General features: G+C 69.0%; 12 protein-coding genes and 1 pseudogene. 11 read left to right on the top strand and 2 right to left on the bottom strand.

The window, feature by feature from the left end; all coding sequences use genetic code 11:
• The first annotated feature begins 31 nt into the window (after positions 1–31).
• The gene (locus FHD63_RS17020) at positions 32–814 is read left to right on the top strand and encodes a DUF4352 domain-containing protein (protein ID WP_139720918.1); all 783 of its coding nucleotides are present in this window, start codon (positions 32–34) and stop codon (positions 812–814) included.
• 385 nt (positions 815–1,199) lie between these two features.
• On the opposite strand, the gene FHD63_RS05850 is transcribed toward FHD63_RS17020, so the two are convergent.
• Positions 1,200–2,441, bottom strand: coding sequence for a hypothetical protein (locus FHD63_RS05850; protein ID WP_139720913.1), 1,242 nt, complete (start codon positions 2,439–2,441; stop codon positions 1,200–1,202).
• Positions 2,442–2,494: 53 nt separating this feature from the next.
• Between FHD63_RS05850 and FHD63_RS05845 the strand changes: the two genes are divergently transcribed.
• A complete protein-coding gene (locus FHD63_RS05845; protein WP_139720912.1) occupies positions 2,495–3,718 on the top strand; it encodes a DUF429 domain-containing protein in 1,224 nt (407 codons plus the stop codon).
• Between the two features lie 203 nt (positions 3,719–3,921).
• Entirely contained in the window at positions 3,922–4,212 is a 291-nt protein-coding gene (locus FHD63_RS05840; protein ID WP_139720910.1) for a hypothetical protein, read from the top strand.
• Between the two features lie 82 nt (positions 4,213–4,294).
• Here FHD63_RS05840 and FHD63_RS05835 read toward each other — a convergent pair whose 3' ends face one another.
• Complete coding sequence (locus FHD63_RS05835; protein WP_139720908.1) at positions 4,295–4,984, bottom strand: GntR family transcriptional regulator; 690 nt, start codon at positions 4,982–4,984, stop codon at positions 4,295–4,297.
• A gap of 160 nt (positions 4,985–5,144) precedes the next feature.
• On the opposite strand from FHD63_RS05835, the gene FHD63_RS05830 reads away from it, so the two are divergent.
• The 8 genes and pseudogenes from FHD63_RS05830 (at position 5,145) to FHD63_RS05795 (ending at position 19,431) form a co-directional block, all read left to right on the top strand.
• Positions 5,145–6,098 carry a VOC family protein gene (locus FHD63_RS05830; protein ID WP_139720907.1) on the top strand — a complete coding sequence of 318 codons (954 nt, stop codon included), beginning with the start codon at positions 5,145–5,147 and terminating at the stop codon, positions 6,096–6,098.
• Positions 6,095–6,778, top strand: coding sequence for an alpha/beta hydrolase (locus tag FHD63_RS05825; protein ID WP_139720906.1), 684 nt, complete (start codon positions 6,095–6,097; stop codon positions 6,776–6,778). Before FHD63_RS05830 ends, FHD63_RS05825 begins: the two co-directional genes overlap by 4 nt.
• 35 nt (positions 6,779–6,813) lie before the next feature.
• The gene (locus FHD63_RS05820) at positions 6,814–7,875 is read left to right on the top strand and encodes a maleylacetate reductase (RefSeq protein ID WP_139720904.1); all 1,062 of its coding nucleotides are present in this window, start codon (positions 6,814–6,816) and stop codon (positions 7,873–7,875) included.
• 178 nt (positions 7,876–8,053) lie between these two features.
• Positions 8,054–8,716 (top strand): annotated as a pseudogene (locus FHD63_RS17015) (DUF262 domain-containing protein); the annotation flags it as partial.
• Positions 8,717–8,883: 167 nt separating this feature from the next.
• The gene (locus FHD63_RS05810; protein WP_139720902.1) at positions 8,884–10,209 is read left to right on the top strand and encodes a GmrSD restriction endonuclease domain-containing protein; all 1,326 of its coding nucleotides are present in this window, start codon (positions 8,884–8,886) and stop codon (positions 10,207–10,209) included.
• Positions 10,157–14,548 carry a BREX system serine/threonine kinase PglW gene (gene pglW, locus FHD63_RS05805; RefSeq protein ID WP_139720900.1) on the top strand — a complete coding sequence of 1,464 codons (4,392 nt, stop codon included), beginning with the start codon at positions 10,157–10,159 and terminating at the stop codon, positions 14,546–14,548. Before FHD63_RS05810 ends, pglW begins: the two co-directional genes overlap by 53 nt.
• On the top strand, positions 14,545–18,096 hold the full coding sequence (gene pglX / locus FHD63_RS05800) for a BREX-2 system adenine-specific DNA-methyltransferase PglX (protein ID WP_139720898.1): 3,552 nt from the start codon (positions 14,545–14,547) through the stop codon (positions 18,094–18,096). The genes pglW and pglX overlap by 4 nt, the downstream gene beginning before the upstream one ends.
• 3 nt (positions 18,097–18,099) lie before the next feature.
• Positions 18,100–19,431: a DUF262 domain-containing protein gene (locus FHD63_RS05795; RefSeq protein WP_139720896.1), complete on the top strand. Its 1,332-nt coding sequence runs from the start codon at positions 18,100–18,102 to the stop codon at positions 19,429–19,431.
• Position 19,432: the final 1 nt, after the last annotated feature.

Raw genomic sequence — 19,432 nt, 5'->3', positions numbered from 1 at the left:
CGTCCATCCCGCGAGCACCAAGGAGGCTCCCATGAGCACCCCCGACCACACCCCGCACCAGCAGCCCGGTTCCCCCGGCCCCCAGACGACGTGGGGCCACGACGAGCCCCCGAGGCGCAGCTGGTTCGCCCGGCACAAGATCATCACCGGCAGCCTCGTGGTGCTCGGCCTCTTCATCATCATCGGCGCGTGGGGCGGGGACGAGGACCCCGCCGACAGCGCCGCACAGCCTTCGGCCACGAGCACCAGCTCGGCCGAGGAAGGCGCGGACTCGTCGGCCAGCTCGTCGGGATCGACGGCCGACGAGTCCGCTGCCGAGGAGGCGCCGGCCGAGTCCTCCGTCGAGGAGGGGACGACGGAGGCTGAGGAGGCGCCGGACGAGGAGACGGCGGAGGCGCCCGCCGAGGAGGCGGGCGGCGACCCCCAGCTGGGCGACGTCGTGCAGATCGGTGACTTCGAGGTGAGCGTCACGGGTGTCGAGGGCGGCCTCGCCCAGATCGGCGACGACATGCTCGGCGAGGAGGCGCAGGGCCAGTTCGTCAAGGTCATGGTGACGGTGGAGAACACCGGCGACGCGGCGGAGTACTTCCTCGACAGCGAGCAGGAGCTCATCGACGACTCCGACCGCCAGCACTCGACCTCGTCGGCGTCCTGGATGCTCGACGAGGAGAGCCTCTTCCTCACCGAGATCAACCCCGGCAACCGGGTCGAGGGCGTCCTGCTCTACGACATCCCCGCGGACGCCGTGCCGACCGCCGTCGACCTGCAGGGCGGCTTCTTCAGCTCGCCGGTGAGGGTCTCGCTCGGCGGCTGACGGGGATGCCGATGGGGCTCGGCCGCGCAGGGTGCGGTCGAGCCCGGTCCCCGCCACGTCCGCACGGAACTTGTCCGCCGGACCTATACGGAAGGAGGTGACTGATGAGCCGCTACTGCGTCAACACGAACGCCCAGGACAACGGGGACCACGAGGTTCACAACCTGGACGTCGAGCGTCGGTGCCTGCCGAACCTAGCCAACCGCCGTGACCTCGGCTGGCACCCCTCGTGCCAGGCAGCCGTGCGAGCCGCACGTACGCACTACCGCCAGGTCAACGGTTGCGCTTTGTGTGCGTCCGCCTGTCACACCGGGTAGAGGGATATGCCGATCGGGCTCGGCCGCGCAGGGTGCGGTCGAGCCCGATCTTGCCTCGTTCGACGCGATCAGGACCGGTCGTCGTCTGCCCCAAGCCCACGCTTCTCCTCGATCTTGCGCGCCCGCCGGAGCACGCGATCGTCTCGGAACTTCCCGACGCGCTGACCGGCACCCTTCGCCTTCCCGACTGCGCTGGCACCCGCGCCGCCGACGGCGCTCGAAGTCTCGTCGAAGAGCCCGCGCGCGGCCCGTCGCCAGGGTTTCGACGCCACTTCGATACCAGCGACCTGCAGGTCCGCGTGCTCGGCGAAGGTCGCGACGTGGGTGGTGATCGCACCGGCGCGGCGCGCGACCCGCGGCGCGCTCAACGGGTTGATGACGGTCGAGAGGTTCGACAGCGCAGCGGACTCGGACACCGACGCCGCGATGGCCCGCAACGCCTGCTCGATGCGCCTGACTCGATCGGCTCGAGCGATCTCGATGCCCTGCCGGTGGCTGTCGACCTGCTCAGGACCCTCGTCGAACACCCTGGCGAGCTCGAGCACGTACTGCCGGTCCTGCAGCGCGATACACCGCGCCAGCACGCCCAGCCAGAACTCCGTGTCCTCAGCCGCCTCCCCCAGCACCTTGGCAGCCTGGTCGGCGTCGCCCGCGCTCCGGGAGACCTCCTCGGCAAGGGCCGCCAGCTCGGCGAGCGCCACGGACTGCATGGTCGCCAGCGCGAGCGAGTTGCTCTGGACCTTCGACCACGTGGTCGACGACACCGTGCCGGTCTTCACGTAGATGCTCGACGCCTCGTCGATGACGGCGGTCACGCCGCCGAGCTGGCCTAGGGTCTGCGTCTTGCGCTGCTTGAGCAGCTTGTCGAGCTTGGCGTCGATGACCTCGAGGTATGCCGTGATGTCGTCGAGGGCGGCCTCGATCGCATACTGCGCGGCCATGCCGCCGAGAACGGCGGGCGCGGTGGGTGTCGCGAGGGCCCCTGCAGACAGCGGGTCGAGCTTCAGGTGCTGAAGGATCTTGCCCTTGTCACCCCGCAGGACTCCAGAGGCGACTTTGCCCACTCCCCCGGCCGTCTTGACGGCTTCGGCTGACTCTGCCGTGAGTTTGACCCACCTGCCACTGTTGGCCATGAGCTCACCTGCCGCCACCCCGACATAGCCGGCGACTCGCGCCACCTGTTGCGGCGAGATCTTCTTCACTGTTGTGAGGGAATGGTCCTCGATCTGGACGAGTGCGTCTTCGTCACCGAAGAGGAGGAGGCCATCCTGCGTCTCGAATACCTGGACCGTCGCCCCATCGCTCGCCATGCGGCCGATAGTACCGATGGTCTGGGCGCCACCATTCTTGACACAATCCCCAGATGTTCGTGGGAATCGACCTGGCATGGAACGACCGGGCGCGTACCGGGCTCGCCGCACTGGATGACGACGGCCGCCTCGCGGCGTCGACCTCCGTGAGGAGCAACACGGAGATCGACACCTGGCTCGACACGAATACCTCCTCCGTCCCTAAGGTCATTGCCGTGGACGCACCCCTCATCGTGACCAACCCGGACGGACAGCGACCCTGCGAGCGCATGGTCACGGCGGCGTTCGGGCGCTACGACGCCGGTTGTCACGCCAGCAACACGAGCAAGCCGTACTTCAATCCTCCGAGGGCACAGGTGTTGGCGGACCGCAGGGGGTGGAATCCCGATCCCGGATCGAACGGGTCCGGCGTCTGCTTGGAGGTCTACCCCCACCCAGCCATGGTCGGCCTCTTCCGTCTGGGGCGGATCCTGCCCTACAAGGGGAAGCGTGGTCGCACCGTCGAGGTGAGACGAACGGCCACCCTGGATCTGCTGGACCGGATGGAGGATCTCGACCAGCTGGACGTGGCCGAGAATGAACGGTGGCAGCAACTCAGGAGAGCAGCGGACGAAGCCACGCGACCCATGCACCTGGAGGGGATAGAGGACGAGATCGACGCCATCTTCTGCGCCTACCTTGCGTGGTCCTGGCGCCACCGTCGAGAGGATCTCCAGGTGTATGGCGACATCATCTCCGGGTATATCGTCGCTCCTCCTCCTCCCACCCACGCGACGACCCCTCGTGTCCCTCGCAACGCGCCACGTGCGTCCGGTGATGCCCACCACCCCAGCCACGTGAGCGTGAGCTTCTCCGTCTCAGGGCAACCCGCGACCTTCGCCACAGCAGGCGAACGCGCGTGGCGCGACGTGGTGGAGCAGGCCGCGGCCGAGGCCATGAACGGGCGGCCGACTCTGCAGGGCCGGCTCAGCGTGCAGGTCGACTTCGTGACCGCCCAGAGACACGGCAAGCACCCGGGCTGGGACCTCGACAACCTCATCAAGCCGACCATCGACGCCCTCACCCCCGTCATCGGACCGCGCGAGGGCCAGTGGAGGCACGCGCAGCCTGACGACGAACGAGTCGACGAGATCGTCGCCAAGAAGCGACCGGCGGAGGCTGACGAGCAACCAGGAGCACGAATCGTCGTCTTGGAGATAGCCGCGCACACGTCGGGCACGACAGGTCATTCATCGCCGATGTCATGCTCAGGCTCCGGGGCGACGACACTCCATTGAGGGTGTGGCGTTTTGCCAGTGCTCGTTGCCGTTCTTCTGGTCTACTGTTTTCGCACACCACCGATGACTTGGGGGACTCAATGACCGAGCCGACCGCCAGCACCACGCGAACCTGCGATGCGTGCAGAACCGAGCAGACGACGGACGCCCATGGTGGCATCGCCATTCATCACAGCGACTCGGGCGAACCATGCCCGGCCGGTATGAAGTGGGGTTCTGCGGCACCCTCCGCGGGCCTCATCGGCTGGGGCTTAGGACTTCTCCTCGCGGCCGCTCTCCCCTTCATCCTCGGATTCCGCGGGATGATGAGTGCCTCGATGTACTCCGACGGGAACGCTTCTGCCTGGTTCGTGGTGTCCGCACTCATGAACATCGTCGGCATCATCGTCCTGTGCATCGGCACCTATCGCCTGGCCCGAAAGGCCGACGTCGCCTTCCTCATCACCCAACGACGCTACATGGGCATCACGGAGAACAGCCGCGAGATGGGTTGAGGCGAGATGCGCTGAGGCGGGCGAGGACCCCACTCACGGCACGGTCGAGCGCTGAGGCAGGCAGCCAGGCGCTCGCGACACCTCAGTCGGCCCGCGGCAGCGTCCGCAGCGTGGCGGCAGCGGCGAAGGCGAGGTGCTCGCGCATCAGCGCGGCTGCACGCGGACCGTCGCACTCGATGATCGCCTGGGTCACCGCCCGGAGCTCGCGGACCGCCGTCGCGCCGCGACCGGACTCGGACAGGCTGGAGACGCACAGGACCCGCACCCGCGCCTGGACCACCCCCAGCTCCTCGCGCAGCACGGAGCTCCCGGCACCGGCGAAGAGAGCCTCGTAGAAGTCGTCACGGACCCGCATCACCTCAGAGGCCGCGAGCCCGTCCTCGACCGCGCCGTCCAGCGCGTCGAGGGCCTCCTGCAGCCGCTGGACGTCGGCGACGCCGGCGCGCTCGACGAAGGTCTCGACGAGCAGCCCCTCGATCGCGGCGCGCAACCGGTAGAGGTCCCTCGCCTCGTCGCTGCCGATGGCCCGCACCACGGCCCCGCGCCGCGGTTGGATCTGGACGAGCCCCTCGGCAGCCAGCTGGCGGAGCGTCTCGCGCACCGTCGCCCGGGAGACCTCGAACCGGTCGATGAGCTCGCGCTCGATGAGGCGCTGCCCGGGCGCCAGCTGGTGGTCGAGGATCTGCCGGCTCAGCTCCTGGTGGACCCGCTCCGAGCGGGACGTCGGAGCCCCCTCGGTCGCGACCTCCCGGTATGTCGTCGCTGAAGTCATGCGGCTGAGCCTAGCGCCCAGCGCCGGACGACGTGGTCACAAAGCGGACAAGAACTGCATACCTCGCACCTATTGTCCGACAAGACGGCGAGTGCTAGCGTCCGAAGACCGACGATCGGGTCGGTCACCGCTCTGGGTGCGCATCAAAGGAGATTCGCCCATGACGTACATCAACGGCTCCCACCACGTCACGCTCTCGGTCGCCGGCGCCCAGGAGGACGTCGACTTCCACACCAGGATCCTCGGCCTGCGCTTCATCAAGAAGACCGTGCTCTACGACGGCTCCAAGCCCGTCTACCACCTGTACTACTCCAACGCGAACGGCGACCCGTCCTCGGTGATCACGACGTTCCCGTGGGCGCAGGCCAACCTCTACGGCAGCCGCGGCACCAACCAGGCCCGCGAGGTGCTGCTCGCGGTGCCCCACGGCTCGCTCGACTGGTGGGCGAAGCGGCTCGCCGACCACGAGGTGGACAGCACCTCGGTCGAGGTCTTCGGCGCGCGCCGGCTCGCCTTCGCGCACCCGTCCGGCATCGAGTACCAGCTCGTCGAGAGCGACGACGACCCCCGCGTCGGCCACCAGGCCCACGGGGTGACCCGCGAGCACGCGGTCCACGGCATCCACGGCATCGGCATCCACGTCTACGACCAGGACCGCTCGGTCGACTTCGGCCAGGAGGCGTTCTTCCTCGCCGGCGACGTCGAGGAAGAGGGCGACCTGGCCCGGTTCCGGGTCGGCGACGCCAAGCACGGCAACTGGGTCGAGCTGCGCGGCAACCGCACCGACGACCAGGGCACCTGGCGGTTCGGCGCTGGCACCTACCACCACTTCGCCTGGAACCTCGGCGACCTGGAGAACCAGGAGCAGGTCAAGTTCGACATCGAGGGCGCCGGCTACACCGACATCTCCGAGCTGAAAGACCGCACCTACTTCAAGTCCCACTACGTCCGGATGCCCGGAGGCGCCCTCTTCGAGCTGGCCGTCACCCACAGCGAGGGCGGCTGGGACTGCGACGAGTCCCCCGAGGAACTCGGCCAGGCCTTCATGCTGCCGCCCCAGTTCGAGTCCGAGCGCAGCCACATCATGGGCCAGCTCGAACCGATCGAGGTGTGACCAGCTCCGCGGCCCCGGCACCACCGCGATCCGGCGAGAACCCGCACCTCGCCGCGGGCGCGGAGTGCTGGGGCGAGGAGGACGCGCCGGTCGCGGTGCTCGCGGTGCACGGACGCACCCAGTCCCCCGCCGACATGCGCGCTCTCGCCGAGAGGATGGGCGTCGAGGGTCTGCGGTGGCTCGCGCCGGACGCCGCCGGACAGAGCTGGTATCCCTACGGCTTCATGGAGGAGCGACCCGACGACGACCCGTGGCTCGCCTGGTCGCTCGAGGCGGTCGACGAGCACGTGGGTCACCTCGCGACCGCGGGGTGGCCGCCGGAGCGGGTGGTGCTGCTCGGGTTCTCCCAGGGAGCCTGCCTGCTCGCACACTGGGCACTCCTGCACCCCAGGAGGTATGCCGGCCTTGTCGTCCTCACCGGTGGTTACGTCGGGACAGAGCGCGAGGAGGTGTCGTTCACGGGTGACTTCGACGGCACGCCCGCCCTTTTGGCCGGGTGCGAGGCCGACCCCTGGGTGCCCCGCACCCGGATGGCGCAGACCGAGGGTCGGCTGCGAGGTATGGGCGCCCACCTCACCTCGCTCGTCGAGCCGGGCGCCGAGCACGAGGTCAGCGCGACGGCGACCGAGCTCACCGCCCGGTTGCTGCGGCATACCGTGAGCGCCACCGCACAGCGATGACCGCGCCGCCGGTGCGGGACGAGGGAGAGGATCGTATGAAGATCAGGTTCGACCACACCACCCTGGGGCAGCGCGTGCTCTTCGGCACCGGGGCGGCCGCGGCGAACATCGCCACGGCCCTGCATGACATGGGGGTCTCCCGGCCGCTGCTCGTGGGAGGTGGTCACGCAGCCGAGGTCGTGGACCAGATCTCCGAGGAGTTCGCCGTCGCTGGCCATATCGGCGAGGTCGTCCAGCACGTGCCGGCGGAGCGGGCCCGGGAGGCCGTCTCCCTGGCCCAGGACGTGGGTGCGGACTCGGTCGTCGCCATCGGCGGCGGCTCGGCCACCGGGCTCGCCAAGATCATCGCCCGGGACACCGGGCTGCCGGTCGTCGCGGTGCCCACCACCTTCTCCGGGTCGGAGGCGACCGACATCTGGGGAATGACCGAGGACGAACGCAAGACCACCGGGACCGACCTCCGGGTGCTGCCGAGGGTCGTGGTCTACGACGCGACGCTGACCCTGGGTCTGCCGACCGACCTCGCCGTCCACTCCGGCCTCAACGCCCTGGCCCACGCCGTGGACAGCCTGTGGGCCCCGCGCGCCGACCCCATCAACCGGGCCATGGCCGGCGAGGGGATGCGCGCGCTGGTCCCCGGGCTGCGCGGGCTCCGGGCTGACCTGGCGGATGTGCGCGCCCACGAGCAGGTGCTCTACGGCACCTATCTCTCGGGGGTGGCCCTGGCCTCGGCGGGGGCCGGGATGCACCACAAGATCTGCCACGTCCTGGGCGGGACGTTCAACCTGCCCCATGCCCCGACACATGCGGTGGTACTGCCGTATGTCGCGGCCTACAACGTCGAGGCGGACCCCGACTCCGAGGCCCGCATCGCGGAGGCGCTCGGGGCCTCGCATGGTGCCGTCGGGTTGTGGGACCTGGCTCGGGAGGTGGGTGCGCCCGGCTCGCTCGGTGAGATCGGCTTCACCGAGCACGATGTTGATCTTGCTGCCGAGCTGGCGACAGCGGCGATCCCGGACTCCAACCCTCGGCCGGTGAGTCAGGAGAGGCTGGCGGCCCTCTTAGGATCTGCACTGCGGGGCGACGACGTTCGCTGATTACGTCGGCCTGGCGGCACAGGGCTCTAGCGCAGAGGCCACGAGTTGCTACAACGGGCGGCGTCCACCTTCCGAGCCCTGGTCTTTGCGCCGTTCGACTCGCCGAAGCAGATCACACTGACGTCGGGCCGCGCACCGTTTAGCGTGACCAAAAGACACCGCCAATACCAAGGACATCGTGCACACCCTCGTCCAGACACCCCAAGAGATCTTCACCCTCCCGCAGCACCTGACGGTGCCTCTTTTTCAGCGCCCCTACGTCTGGACAGAGGAAGACCAGCTTGCCCCGCTGTGGTCGGACATTCGTCGTCTCAGCGAGCTGCGACTCAACAACGGAGTCGGCAATGCCACCCACTTCCTTGGGGCCGTCGTGCTGCAACAGCAGCTGGGCAACATGGGTGCTGTCAGCTCGTTCGCGGTCATCGACGGACAGCAACGACTGACGACCTTGCAGGTGCTGATGGATGCCGTGGCGGAGAGCCTTGCGGCAGTCAATCAGGAAGGTCTGTCGCAGCAGCTCGGCTCCCTGACTCACAATGCTGCTCATTTCGGCCTGGCTGAGGATCAGCTGCTGAAGGTGCAGCACACCAACAAGGACCGCGCTGCCTTCCATGAGGTGATGAACGCTCAAGCTCCGGTTGACTACGACGGGCTGGATCACCAGACGAGCCTCATCACGAGGGCGCACGCCTATTTCTCCCGTGAGGTGTCGGCCTGGCTCACCGAGGAAGAGACGACGATATCGCTCAGAGCGATGCAACTCGTGAACGTGCTCTCCCGCGGCCTCCAGCTAGTGACGATCACGTTGCAGCCGGACGAGAACTCTCAAGAGATCTTCGAGACTCTCAACGCGCGCGGCACGCCGCTGACCGCAGCTGATCTCATCAAGAATCTAGTGTTTCAGGCATCGAGGCCGAAGGCGGATCAGCGCAGCACGCCTACTCCCAGCGATGGTCGCTCTTCGAGCACCCGTTTTGGGAGCACGAGATCGGTCTTGGCCGCTACCAGGTGTCTCGCATCTCGCTGTTCCTCAACCACTGGCTCGTGGCACGGACCGGTGAGGAGATCGGCCCGCGCTCGACCTTCACTCGCTTCAAGTCGTGGGTTGAGCACGAGAATGCCGGTCGGCCGATGGCCGGAGTCCTCGACACTCTGCACACCCAGGCACAGGTCTATCAGGGGTGGATTCAGAATGCGGCGCGCCGGGACGGCTCCGACCTCGACGACGCGTCGATGTTCGTCTACCGCACGCAGGCCGCCAAGCTCGAGGTCGTCAAGCCGGTCCTTCTCTGGCTGTATGACGTAGACCGTCAGATCACCGAGGACCAGCGGCGACGGTCCCTGGCTGCGGTCGAGAGCTGGCTGATGCGTCGGGCGCTATTACGCCTGCCGACCAACGACCTCGGCCGCACCGTGTCCCTTCTCATTAACCACCTCGGAAGCGGAGACCCCGACCTCGCTGGTCAGCGGACGGAGGAATTCCTGACCCGGCAACGGCGTCGAGGGACGTATTGGCCGGGCGACGAGCAGATCGTGCGTGAGGTCCCGGTCACCCCCGCCTACCGTCGCTACCCCCGTGCCCTGCTTCGGATGCTCCTTGAGACGGTCGAAGACGTCGAGCGCGGTCATACTGGTGCCACTAGATCGAAGTCGGGAGTGCGCATACCCCGCCACACCATGGCCATCGAACACCTGCTCCCGCAGAAGTGGCGGAGCAACTGGCCGGTCGAGGGTGGCCTGGCGGCTGAGATCCGGCGCGATGAACGCGTGCACCGGCTCGGCAACCTCACCCTGCTGACCACCTCGCTCAACAGCACCGTCTCCAACTCCGCCTGGCACGGCCAGAACGGCAAGCACGCGGCACTGCACAAGCACGATGTCATCCTGCTCAACCGCCGGATCCGCGACATGGCGCAAGATCAATGGACCGAGGACGACATCGATGCTCGCACGCTGGCCATGGTCACGTCGTTGCTCGGCGTCTGGCGGGTGCCAGAGGGTCACATCGGCGTGCCTGAGGACGGCCAATCGCTGAGTGACGAGACGATCGACATGCGAGATCTCCTGGCAGCCGGTGTCGTGTCGATCGGGGACACACTGGTCGGGCGTATCGACTCCTCGCACGTCGCGCAGATCGGGAGCTCGGGAGTTCTCCTAGCTAGTGGTCGAGAGTTCACGTCCCCGTCCGCCGCCGCGAAGCACCTGCGTGGCAAGCAAAGCAACGGGTGGTGGTACTTCCGTGTGGCGGACGGCCGCACGCTGCGCGACGTCCGTCGGGAGTATGCGCGTTCGAGATTGGGTGAGACCGTCAGCCCCCGCACGAACTCGTCGTGACCGCTGCCTTCACCACGAGACACGGACGGTATGGTCGGCACCCGAACGTGCAGGAGGGACAGCAGTGACGCTCGGGGATGATCGCTGGGTCGAGGTGACGAAGTCACAGTTCCCCCACGAGACAGCAGGCCTTGAGATCGTCCGCAAGCTCCTGCCCGACATCGCTCCCTACCGCGCGTGGTCCAACTTCGAGTTCCGCGACAACCACGGTCGCTGGCACGAGGTCGACCTCCTCGTGCTGGGCCGCTCCCGGCTCCATCTCGTCGAGCTGAAGTACTACTCCGGCACCCTCCGCGGCAACGACCAGACCTGGATTCGCAGCGGCGGGCGGGCCGAGCCGTCCCCCCTCAAGCTCGCCCGTCGCAAGGCGCAGTACCTCGCCACCCGGCTCAAGGACCAGCTGATCGAGTGGTCTCGCAAGCAGGGTGTCCGCATCCCCGACCTGCGTGACGGGGTGCCCTTCGTCCAGGAGGCGGTCTTCCTCCACCACCCCGGCCTACGCAGCGAGCTCGGTGAGCTGGAGTCCAAGAGCCTCTACGGCCTCGACCACCACGAGAGTCAGACCGGCCTGCCGGGCATCTCCAGCCTGCTGCTCGAGCGACCTCAGCAGCCGCACGTCGTCACCGCGACCCACGAGCGCATCGTCCCCGTCCTCATGACGCAGCTCGGTCTGGTGCCTCGCCGCGAGCGGACCGCCGGCTCCTGGGTGATCGAGGAGTCCCTCGCCGGTGAGGGCGAGGGCTGGCAGGACTGGCAGGCCTACCACAACGTGCACCAGACCCAGCACGCCCGCATTCGCTTCCGCATCACGCCCCCGGGCGCCAGCGCGACCGCGGCCCGAGAGCTCAAGCGCCTCGCCACCCACGAGTTCGCCACGATGACGCGCCTGGTCCACGACGGCCTCCTACGGCCCATGGACATCGTGGAGTCAGAGCTGGGCACCGGGCTGGTCTACCCCGCCGACGACAAGCTCCAGCGGCTCGACCTGTGGCTCGCCGAGCAGCCGCAAGGCCTCGCTCTGGAGAGCCAGCTCGACCTCGTGCGCCAGATCACCGAGGCCGTGCACTACGCCCACGGCAACGCCGTTGCCCACCGCGACCTCAGCCCCACTGCCATCTGGGTCCGCACCCACACCGACGGCTCCCACAAGGTCCTCGTCGGTGACTGGCAGAGCGCCGGCCTGGCGGACACCGCCGCCCACACCGGCCTGCCTGCTGAGGGCGTCACCGCCCTGCACGTGGCCGCCACCGAGCCCGACGACGGGCACGCCGCATACCGCGCCCCCGAGGGCACCTGGCAGGCCAGCGCCGGAGACCGTTTCCGGCTGGACGTCTTCGGTGTCGGTGCGCTGGCCTACTACATCCTCACCGGGGAGCCCCCCGCTGCCGACGCGGCCGGGTTACGCGACCGGCTCCGTCAGCAGGGTGGGCTTGACGTCAGCCCCGTGCTCCCGGCAGCTCCCGAGACGCTGCGTGCCCTGGTCCTCAACGCAACCCGGCCCTCGCCCAGCGAGCGCACCCCTGGCCTGGCCGCCTTCCTCAAGCAGCTCGCCGATGCGGAGCAGGCGCCTGAGCCGTCCTCCGAGCCCGACGTGGACCCCCTCGAGGCGCGCCCGGGCGACCTGCTCGGCGAGGGCCGCTTCGAGCTGCGCCGACGGCTGGGCCGAGGCTCCACTGCGGTCGGCCTCCTCGTCGATGACGCTCATTCAACCGGAGCCACGCAACGAGTCCTCAAGGTCGCCCTCGACGACTCCGCCGCAGCGCGCCTGCGCGACGAGGCCGAGGTCCTCGCCCGTCTGGACCACCCCCGACTGGTCCGTCTTGTCGAGGGCCCCCTCACGGTGGGCGGTCGCACCGCGCTGCTCCTGGAGTCCGCCGGTGACCAGACGCTCAGCGAGGTGCTGCGAGAGCGCACCCGGCTGTCGCTGGACCTGCTGGAGCGCTACGGGACCGACCTCCTCGAGGCGCTCACGGCTCTCGACAAGGCTGGTGTCGACCACCGCGACATCAAGCCGGCCAACCTCGGGGTCCGCACCAGCCGCGGTGATCGCACCAAGCACCTCGTCCTCTTCGACTTCTCCCTCACCCGCGCCGCGGCGTCGGCGACCGAGGCAGGCACCCCGCCCTACCTCGACCCGTTCCTGTCCTCGGAGGCCCGTCCGCGTTTCGACTCCGCCGCCGAGCGGTATGCCGCTGCCGTCGTCCTTTTCGAGATGGCCACCGGCGCGACCCCTGTCTACGGCGACGGCAGCGCCCACCCGGCCTCGATCCGTGACGAGGCCACGATCCACGGTGCTGCCTTCGACCCCACCATCGCGCGCCCCCTGGTCACCTTCTTCACCAAGGCCCTCGCCCGGGACGCCAAGCAGCGGCACCACACCGTGGCGGACATGCTGCGTGAGTGGGAGGCTGCCTTCTCCCCCGAGACCACCACGATCCCCGACGACGCCGACGAGCTGGCCGACGCCGCGACCCTGGACACGCCCCTCGCCAAGGCCGGCCTGTCGGCCCGGGCACTCTCGGCGATCGAGCCCCTCGGCGTCACCACGGTCGGCGACCTGGTGGCGGTCGACCCCGTGCGCCTCAACCAGCTCTCCGGCTCGGCTGACGCCACCCGCAAGGAGGTCAAGCGTCGCGCCAAGCAGTGGCGCACCCGCTTCGCCGACGCCGTCCGCGGCCTCGCCGCTCCCTCCACCGCAGCCTCGCTGCCCTCCCCCGTGGACGCGGCCCAGCTGCTGATGACCCACACGGGCAAGGGTCGCTCGGCCTCGCGCCAGGCCATGGCACGACTGCTGCTGACCTCCGGTGATGACCTCGACGCGTTCGCCACCCAGGCCCAGCTCGCGGCGCACCTGCCCACCCCCGTCACCCCGGCCCGGGCGACCCAGCTGCTGTCGGCGCTGCAGGACGGCTGGGCCGATCACGCCCGCACCAAGGACCTGCTGGTGCGGCTGGACCACGCTGTCCGGGAGCGGCTGCGCGAGCTCGGCGGGGTCGCGACGGTGGAGGAGCTCACGCGCACGCTCCTGGAGCGCATGACCCCACGGGGTATGGCGTACAGCCGCGCCGAGCGCGAAGAGCACCGGATCGCGCGCGGGCTGCTGCGCGTCGTCGTCGACCGGCAGCGCGCGCTCGTGCGCGCCCAGGACGAGGACGAGGCCTGGCACACGCGTCGACGCGACGGGCGGATGAGCCTCATCGCGACCGACGCCGTCCTCATCGACATGGCCGAGGCCCTCGGGAGGGAGGCCGACCGCCTCGTCGCCGCGAGCACCGGTGAGCGCCACGACCTGCTGGTCGCCGCGGACGTGGTCACCCAACGACTTGCCGCCGCGCTCGAGCCGTTCGGCGCCGACGCCGAGGCCGTGCTCGATGCTGGGCGCCGGGTCCGCCTGGCCGCCGCCGTCTCGCACCGGGCCGCCGCTTCCGGCGCCGGGGAGCTTCATCATCGCGACCTCCCCCCTGCCGCCGCTGTCGCGCACACCCTGCGCGGCGTGGCCGCCCATCAGCTCCTCAGCCCGCACTCGGTCAAGGACCGGGTCCGTGCCCGCTTCCCCTCACTCTCGACGCTGCCGGACCGTCCCGACCTCGACTCCGTCGTGGCCGCCGCGGACCTCGGGCTGGTCTTCGACGCGGACAAGCGAGCCTACCGAAGTCGGACGGCCTCCTCGGACACCACCGGTCTCGACACCCGACAGCCCACCCGGGTGGTCACCGACCTCGCCCCGGTGTCGGCGGTGGGCGTCGCCGGTCAGCGCCTGCGCGACTCGCGCAGCCGGCGGTCCTTCCTCGCGCTCGGGGTCCCCGGGCACCGGCTCGAGCGGGCGACCCGGGTGCTGACGGAGGAGTTCGGCGCCCGCGAGCTGGACCTGACCGAGGTCCTCCTGCGCGCCGTGCGCGCACAGTCCGAGCAGGTGGGTATGCCGTGGGCCACGATCGAGGCCGCCGACGCCGCCGACCCGGGGACCACCCCGGCCCGCGGGCTCGCGGCCTTGGTCGAGCGGGCCCTGCCCGCCGTCACCGCTGCGGTCGAGGAGGTTATGAACTCCGCCGAAGAGGAGGCAGGTCCCGTCCTGCTGACCGAGGCGTCGGCCCTCTCTCGATGCGGCCACCTCGGCGTCCTGGCCCAGTGGACCGACCTGACCCGGCCACGCGCCCAGGCCGTCTGGCTCGTCGTGCCGCAGCTGCGCAACGTGCGCGGCGCGATCCTCGACGGACAACCGGTCAGCCTCAGCTCGCCGGGGCAGTTCCTCGCCCTGGACAGCGAGTGGATCGACTCCCGCGACCTCGCACTGCAGCACACCACCACCCGCACCACCGAAGCAGGAGCCGCTCCGTGACCGCGACCGACCGTCTGACCGCCGACCTCAAGGCCCAGGTGCTGGCGCTGGAGGACGACCTGCGCACCCGCGTGGCGGAGGACGCCGGCTTGAGGCAGCGGTGGGAGCAGGAGCACCGGGATGCCATGGAGGCCGAGCGCACCGCCGCGTCGTGGACCGAGTTCCTGCAGGACCGGCTCACCCAGTCAGCGGTCGCCTGGGTCCTGACCAGCGTCTTCGTCCGCTTCTGCGAGGACAACGGGCTCGTCTCACCCGTCTGGATCGCGGGCCCACCTGCGCGGCGGCAGGAGGCCCTGGACGCCCAGCTCGCCTACTTCCGGTCGCACCCCGAGCACACCGACCGCGAGTGGCTCATGCAGGCCGTGGACCACCTGAAAAAGCTCCCGGCGACGGCCGCCCTGGTCGACGACCACTCCCCGCTGTGGCAGGTCTCGCCGTCCGGCCAGGCCGTGACCACGCTGCTCGACTTCTGGCGATCCAAGGACGACCACGGGGAGCTCGTGCACGACCTGCGCGACGACTCCCTCTCGACGCGGTTCCTCGGGGACCTCTACCAGGACCTCTCCGACCACGCCAAGAAGACCTACGCCCTCCTGCAGACACCCGTCTTCGTCGAGGAGTTCATCCTCGACCAGACCCTCGAGCCGGCCCTGGCCGAACGCCCCCTCGAGGGGTTCAGGCTCATCGACCCCACCTGCGGATCCGGCCACTTCCTCCTCGGAGCCTTCGACCGGTTCGTCGCACGGTGGCGGCAGCACGACCCCTCCCTCTCGGACCGCGAGGTGGTGCACCGCGCTCTCGACTCGGTCCACGGCGTGGACATCAACCCCTTCGCTGTCGCCATCGCCCGGTTCCGCCTCACCGTCGCCGCCCTGAAGCATGCCGGCCTCAGCAGCCTCGAGGACGCCCCCCAGGTGCCTCTTCACCTCGCGGTCGGGGACTCGCTCCTGCACGGCCGGGCCGAGAGCGAGCTCAACTTCGGCCCCTTCGACCCCGACGCTCAGATCAGCGGCTTCACCTACTCCGTCGAAGACCTGGAGAGGTTGCGCGACCTGCTGCGCCCCGGCCAGTACGACGTGGTCGTCGGCAACCCGCCCTACATCACCGTCAAGGACAAGACCCTCAACCGCCGCTACCGCGAGCTCTACGACACCTGCAAGGGCACCTACGCGCTAACGGTCCCCTTCATGGAGCGCTTCTTCGACCTCGCTCGGCCCGGTGGCGACAGCCGTCCGGCCGGATGGACCGGACAGATCACCTCCAACTCGTTCATGAAGCGCGAGTTCGGCTCCAAGATCATCGAGGAGTTCCTCGTCCGCAAGGATCTGCGCCTCGTGGCTGACACCTCCGGTGCGTATATCCCAGGCCACGGCACTCCCACGGTCATCATCACCGGCCGCAACCAGCGCCCAGTCGGTGAGACGGTCCGTGCGGTGCTGGGTGTTCGGGGCGAGCCCGGGCGGCCCGCAGAGCCCGAGAACGGCATGGTATGGCGGGCCATCGCAGGCCACATCGGCTCGCCCGGGTATGAGGACGAGTGGGTGACGGTCACCGACCTCGACCGGGCGATGCTCGGTGCGCACCCCTGGAGCCTGACGGGTGGTGGAGCGACCGAACTGGCACGTAGGCTGGACACTCTGGGGTCACAGACACTTGGAACCGTGCTTGCCGATGTTGGTGCGGTAGCAGTGACCAGAGCGGACGACAACTACATCCTGGGTGGGCCTGCGCTGCGTCATGCTGCCATCCCGCAGACGCAGGTACGTCCGCTTATCGATGGGGAGAACGTGCGCGACTGGTCACTCGTAGGTGGAACTCTGAGTCTTTGGCCCTACGATCCTGCGACGCTCCGTGCGACGGCACATCCAGCAGTTACCAAGGCCCTGTGGGCCCACAGGTATCAGCTTCGGGAACGAATCGCGTTCGGTCGGACACAACTCGCGAGGGACCTGGAGTGGTTCGAATACTCCATGTTCTTCAAGAATCGCTATTCCATTCCCTTGTCGATCAGTTGGTCGGGTGTCGCGACGCACAACCACTTCGTACTCGACCGGGGCGGGAAGGTGTTCAACCGTTGGGCGCCGGTCATCAAGCTGCCGGAGGGCAGCACCGAGGACGACCACCTGGCGCTGCTCGGGGTCCCCAACTCGTCGACCGCGTGCTTCTGGCTCAAGCAGAACAGCCACAACAAGGGCAGCACGGTCGACAGCAAGGGCGCGCGCCAGACGCAGGTGCCATGGGAGGACTTCTACGAGTTCACCGGGACCACACTGAAGGACTTCCCGCTGCCGGCCGACCTGCCGCTCGCCCGCGGTAGGTCTCTCGATCGACTCGCGCAACGTGCCGCGTCCCAGACCCCTGCCGCAGTGGCCACCGAGGGCGCACCGACCGCCGCGGTCTTGGCCAACGCGCGTTCGGCATACGCCCATCTGCGGAGGCGCATGGTCGCCGAGCAGGAGGAGCTGGACTGGGAGGTGTACCGGCTGTACGGGCTGATCGAGGACGACCTGACGTACAGCGGTGACGACCTCCCCGACGTGGCGCTGGGTGAGCGGGCGTTCGAGATCGTGCTGGCCCGAAAGGTCGCCGCTGGGCAGGCGGAGACGGCATGGTTCGAGCGGCACGGGTCGACCCCGGTGACGCAGATTCCGGACCGGTGGCCCGCGGCATACCGTGACTTGCTCCAGAGACGAATCGACCTGATCGAGTCCGACCGGTCGATCGCGCTGCTGGAGAAGCCGGAGCACAAGCGCCGCTGGGCGTCGGTGCCGTGGGAGAAGCAGCAGGAGCAGGCACTGCGCGGGTGGCTGCTGGACCGGCTGGAGCACCGGCGGTACTGGTTCGACAACCAGGGCCGGCCGGCCCCGCGCAGCGTCGCGCAGCTGGCCGACCTCGTCGCCCGGGACGAGGAGGTCATGGATGTGCTGGCCCTGTGGGAGGGGCGGCGCGACGTTCCGTTGACCACCTCGCTCACCCGCCTGCTCGTCGACGAGGCGGTGCCCTACCTGGCGGCATACCGGCTCAAGGAGACCGGGATGCGCAGGCGGGCCGCGTGGGAGGAGACCTGGGACCTGCAGCGCCGTCAGGACGCGGGTGAGCAGGTCGGGCCGATCCCGGTGCCGCCGAAGTACACCAGCGCCGACTTCCGCAAGGCGTCCTGGTGGCAGGCGCGCGGCAAGCTCGACGTGCCCAAGGAGCGGTTCATCCTCTACCCCGACGCCGGGCGGTCTACCGACCCCACCGCGCTGCTGGGCTGGGCCGGGTGGGACCACGCGCAGCAGGCGCTCGCGCTGAACATCATCATCGGCGAGCGCGAGTCCGAAGGCGCCGAGGACGCACAGCTGGTCCCTCTCGTCGCCGGGCTCGCCGAGCTGCAGCCGTGGGTGGAGCAGTGGCACTCCGAGGTCGATCCCGACTACGGGATGCCGATGGCGGAGTTCACCCGGGAGCAGCTTCATGATCGCAGCCTGCAGCTGGGTAGGACGGTCGACGAGCTGGCGGCCTGGCGGCCCGCTCCGGCGCGTCGTGGGCGAAAGGCGAGGAAGTGAGACATGGCGGTTCTTGAGCACCTCCTCGACTTCGTTTCGGTCGATGACCTCCTCGGCCCCCACGCCCCGGAGCTACGCATCCCGGATTTTCAGCGCCCGTACTCATGGACACCACGGGTGGCCGCGCAGCTGTTCACTGACATCGCCGACGCCTCGAAGGAGCGACCAGACCGGCCCTACATCATGGGGACACTGATCCTGCTCCACCGGGAGTGCGAGATCCACTTCGAGGTGGTGGACGGGCAGCAGCGACTCCTCACCCTGCACCTACTGCGGACGCTCCTGCGCGGAGCCAGGGCCGAGCAGCTCGAGCAAGGCGGCACTGCGATCCAGCTGGCCTATCAGGAGCTCGCCCGCAAGGTCAGAGGCCTCGCCGACGGGGACAAGGACCGGTACCGGGAGTTTCTCGGCGCGAAGGGGCAGGTACTGCGTATCGTCACCGACGACGAGGACGAGGCGTTCCAGTTCTTCGACTCGCAGAACTTCCGCGGGAAGGCGCTGCGCCCGCACGACTTGCTCAAGGCCTACCACCTGCGTGAGATGGCTGATGCCACCACCGCAGACCAGCGGGCCGTGGTCGAGCAGTGGGAGGCGGCCGAGGAGAACGACCTCGACCGGCTCTTCGGGACCTACCTGGCACGTATCCACCAGTGGAGCAGGAATCGGCCTGCTCACGCCTTCACGATGGACGACCTGGACCTCTTCAAGGGGGTGGGGCGTGCCACTCGCCGGCTCCCGGGTGCGGAGTACCACCGGGCCGCGAAGGCGGTCCTCCCAGGGCTCCAGGCATGGGCCGGCCCGGCCACGGACGAGGCCGCCTTGCGCGACCTGAAGCGTGCTCAGCACCAGCTGGACGCGCCGATCGCCGCCGGAAGGTCGTTCTTCGAGTATGCAGCGTTCATGCTTGCAGAGTCCCGCCGGCTCGACGATGAGCTCTTCAAGAACACCCTCCACGGGCTGTCGGAGCAGGACCAGATCATCTTCCGGTGGGGGGCCCGCTTCCGGTTCTGCCGAGAGTTGTTCGTCGCCTCCGCGCTGTACTTCACCAACAAGTACTCAGAGGCCGATCTTTCGGAGGTGGGTCCGCGTCTGTTCCGGTGGGCCTACTCGCTGCGGCTGGCCTACGAGCGGCTTGGGTGGCGGTCGACGGACAACTACGCACTCGGGCAGGGGACGGAACTGGCTGGAGTCAAGGGTCTCAACCTGTTCGCGACGATCCGTGACAGCCTCGATCCGTCGCAGTTACCCCTGGAGAACGTGGTCACACCACAGACCGTGAAGAGCCGTAACGGCGACGACGAACGGCTTGCTGCAGTGCTTCGGGAGGTCGGATGAC

The organism is Serinicoccus chungangensis (genome assembly GCF_006337125.1).
Lineage (GTDB): Bacteria > Actinomycetota > Actinomycetes > Actinomycetales > Dermatophilaceae > Ornithinicoccus > Ornithinicoccus chungangensis.
Note: the sequence above shows the minus strand (reverse complement) of the source record. Positions and strands in the feature narration are given on the sequence as shown.

Excerpts from the sequence above, each read along its gene's own strand:
- FHD63_RS05820 (WP_139720904.1), top strand. The coding sequence starts at position 6,814 with ATGAAGATCAGGTTCGACCACACCACCCTGGGGCAGCGCGTGCTCTTC.
- FHD63_RS05850 (WP_139720913.1), bottom strand. The coding sequence starts at position 2,441 with ATGGCGAGCGATGGGGCGACGGTCCAGGTATTCGAGACGCAGGATGGC.
- FHD63_RS05830 (WP_139720907.1), top strand. The coding sequence starts at position 5,145 with ATGACGTACATCAACGGCTCCCACCACGTCACGCTCTCGGTCGCCGGC.
- FHD63_RS05835 (WP_139720908.1), bottom strand. The coding sequence starts at position 4,984 with ATGACTTCAGCGACGACATACCGGGAGGTCGCGACCGAGGGGGCTCCG.
- FHD63_RS17020 (WP_139720918.1), top strand. The coding sequence starts at position 32 with ATGAGCACCCCCGACCACACCCCGCACCAGCAGCCCGGTTCCCCCGGC.
- FHD63_RS05840 (WP_139720910.1), top strand. The coding sequence starts at position 3,922 with ATGAAGTGGGGTTCTGCGGCACCCTCCGCGGGCCTCATCGGCTGGGGC.
- FHD63_RS05845 (WP_139720912.1), top strand. The coding sequence starts at position 2,495 with ATGTTCGTGGGAATCGACCTGGCATGGAACGACCGGGCGCGTACCGGG.
- FHD63_RS05795 (WP_139720896.1), top strand. The coding sequence starts at position 18,100 with ATGGCGGTTCTTGAGCACCTCCTCGACTTCGTTTCGGTCGATGACCTC.
- pglW (WP_139720900.1), top strand. The coding sequence starts at position 10,157 with ATGCGCGTTCGAGATTGGGTGAGACCGTCAGCCCCCGCACGAACTCGT.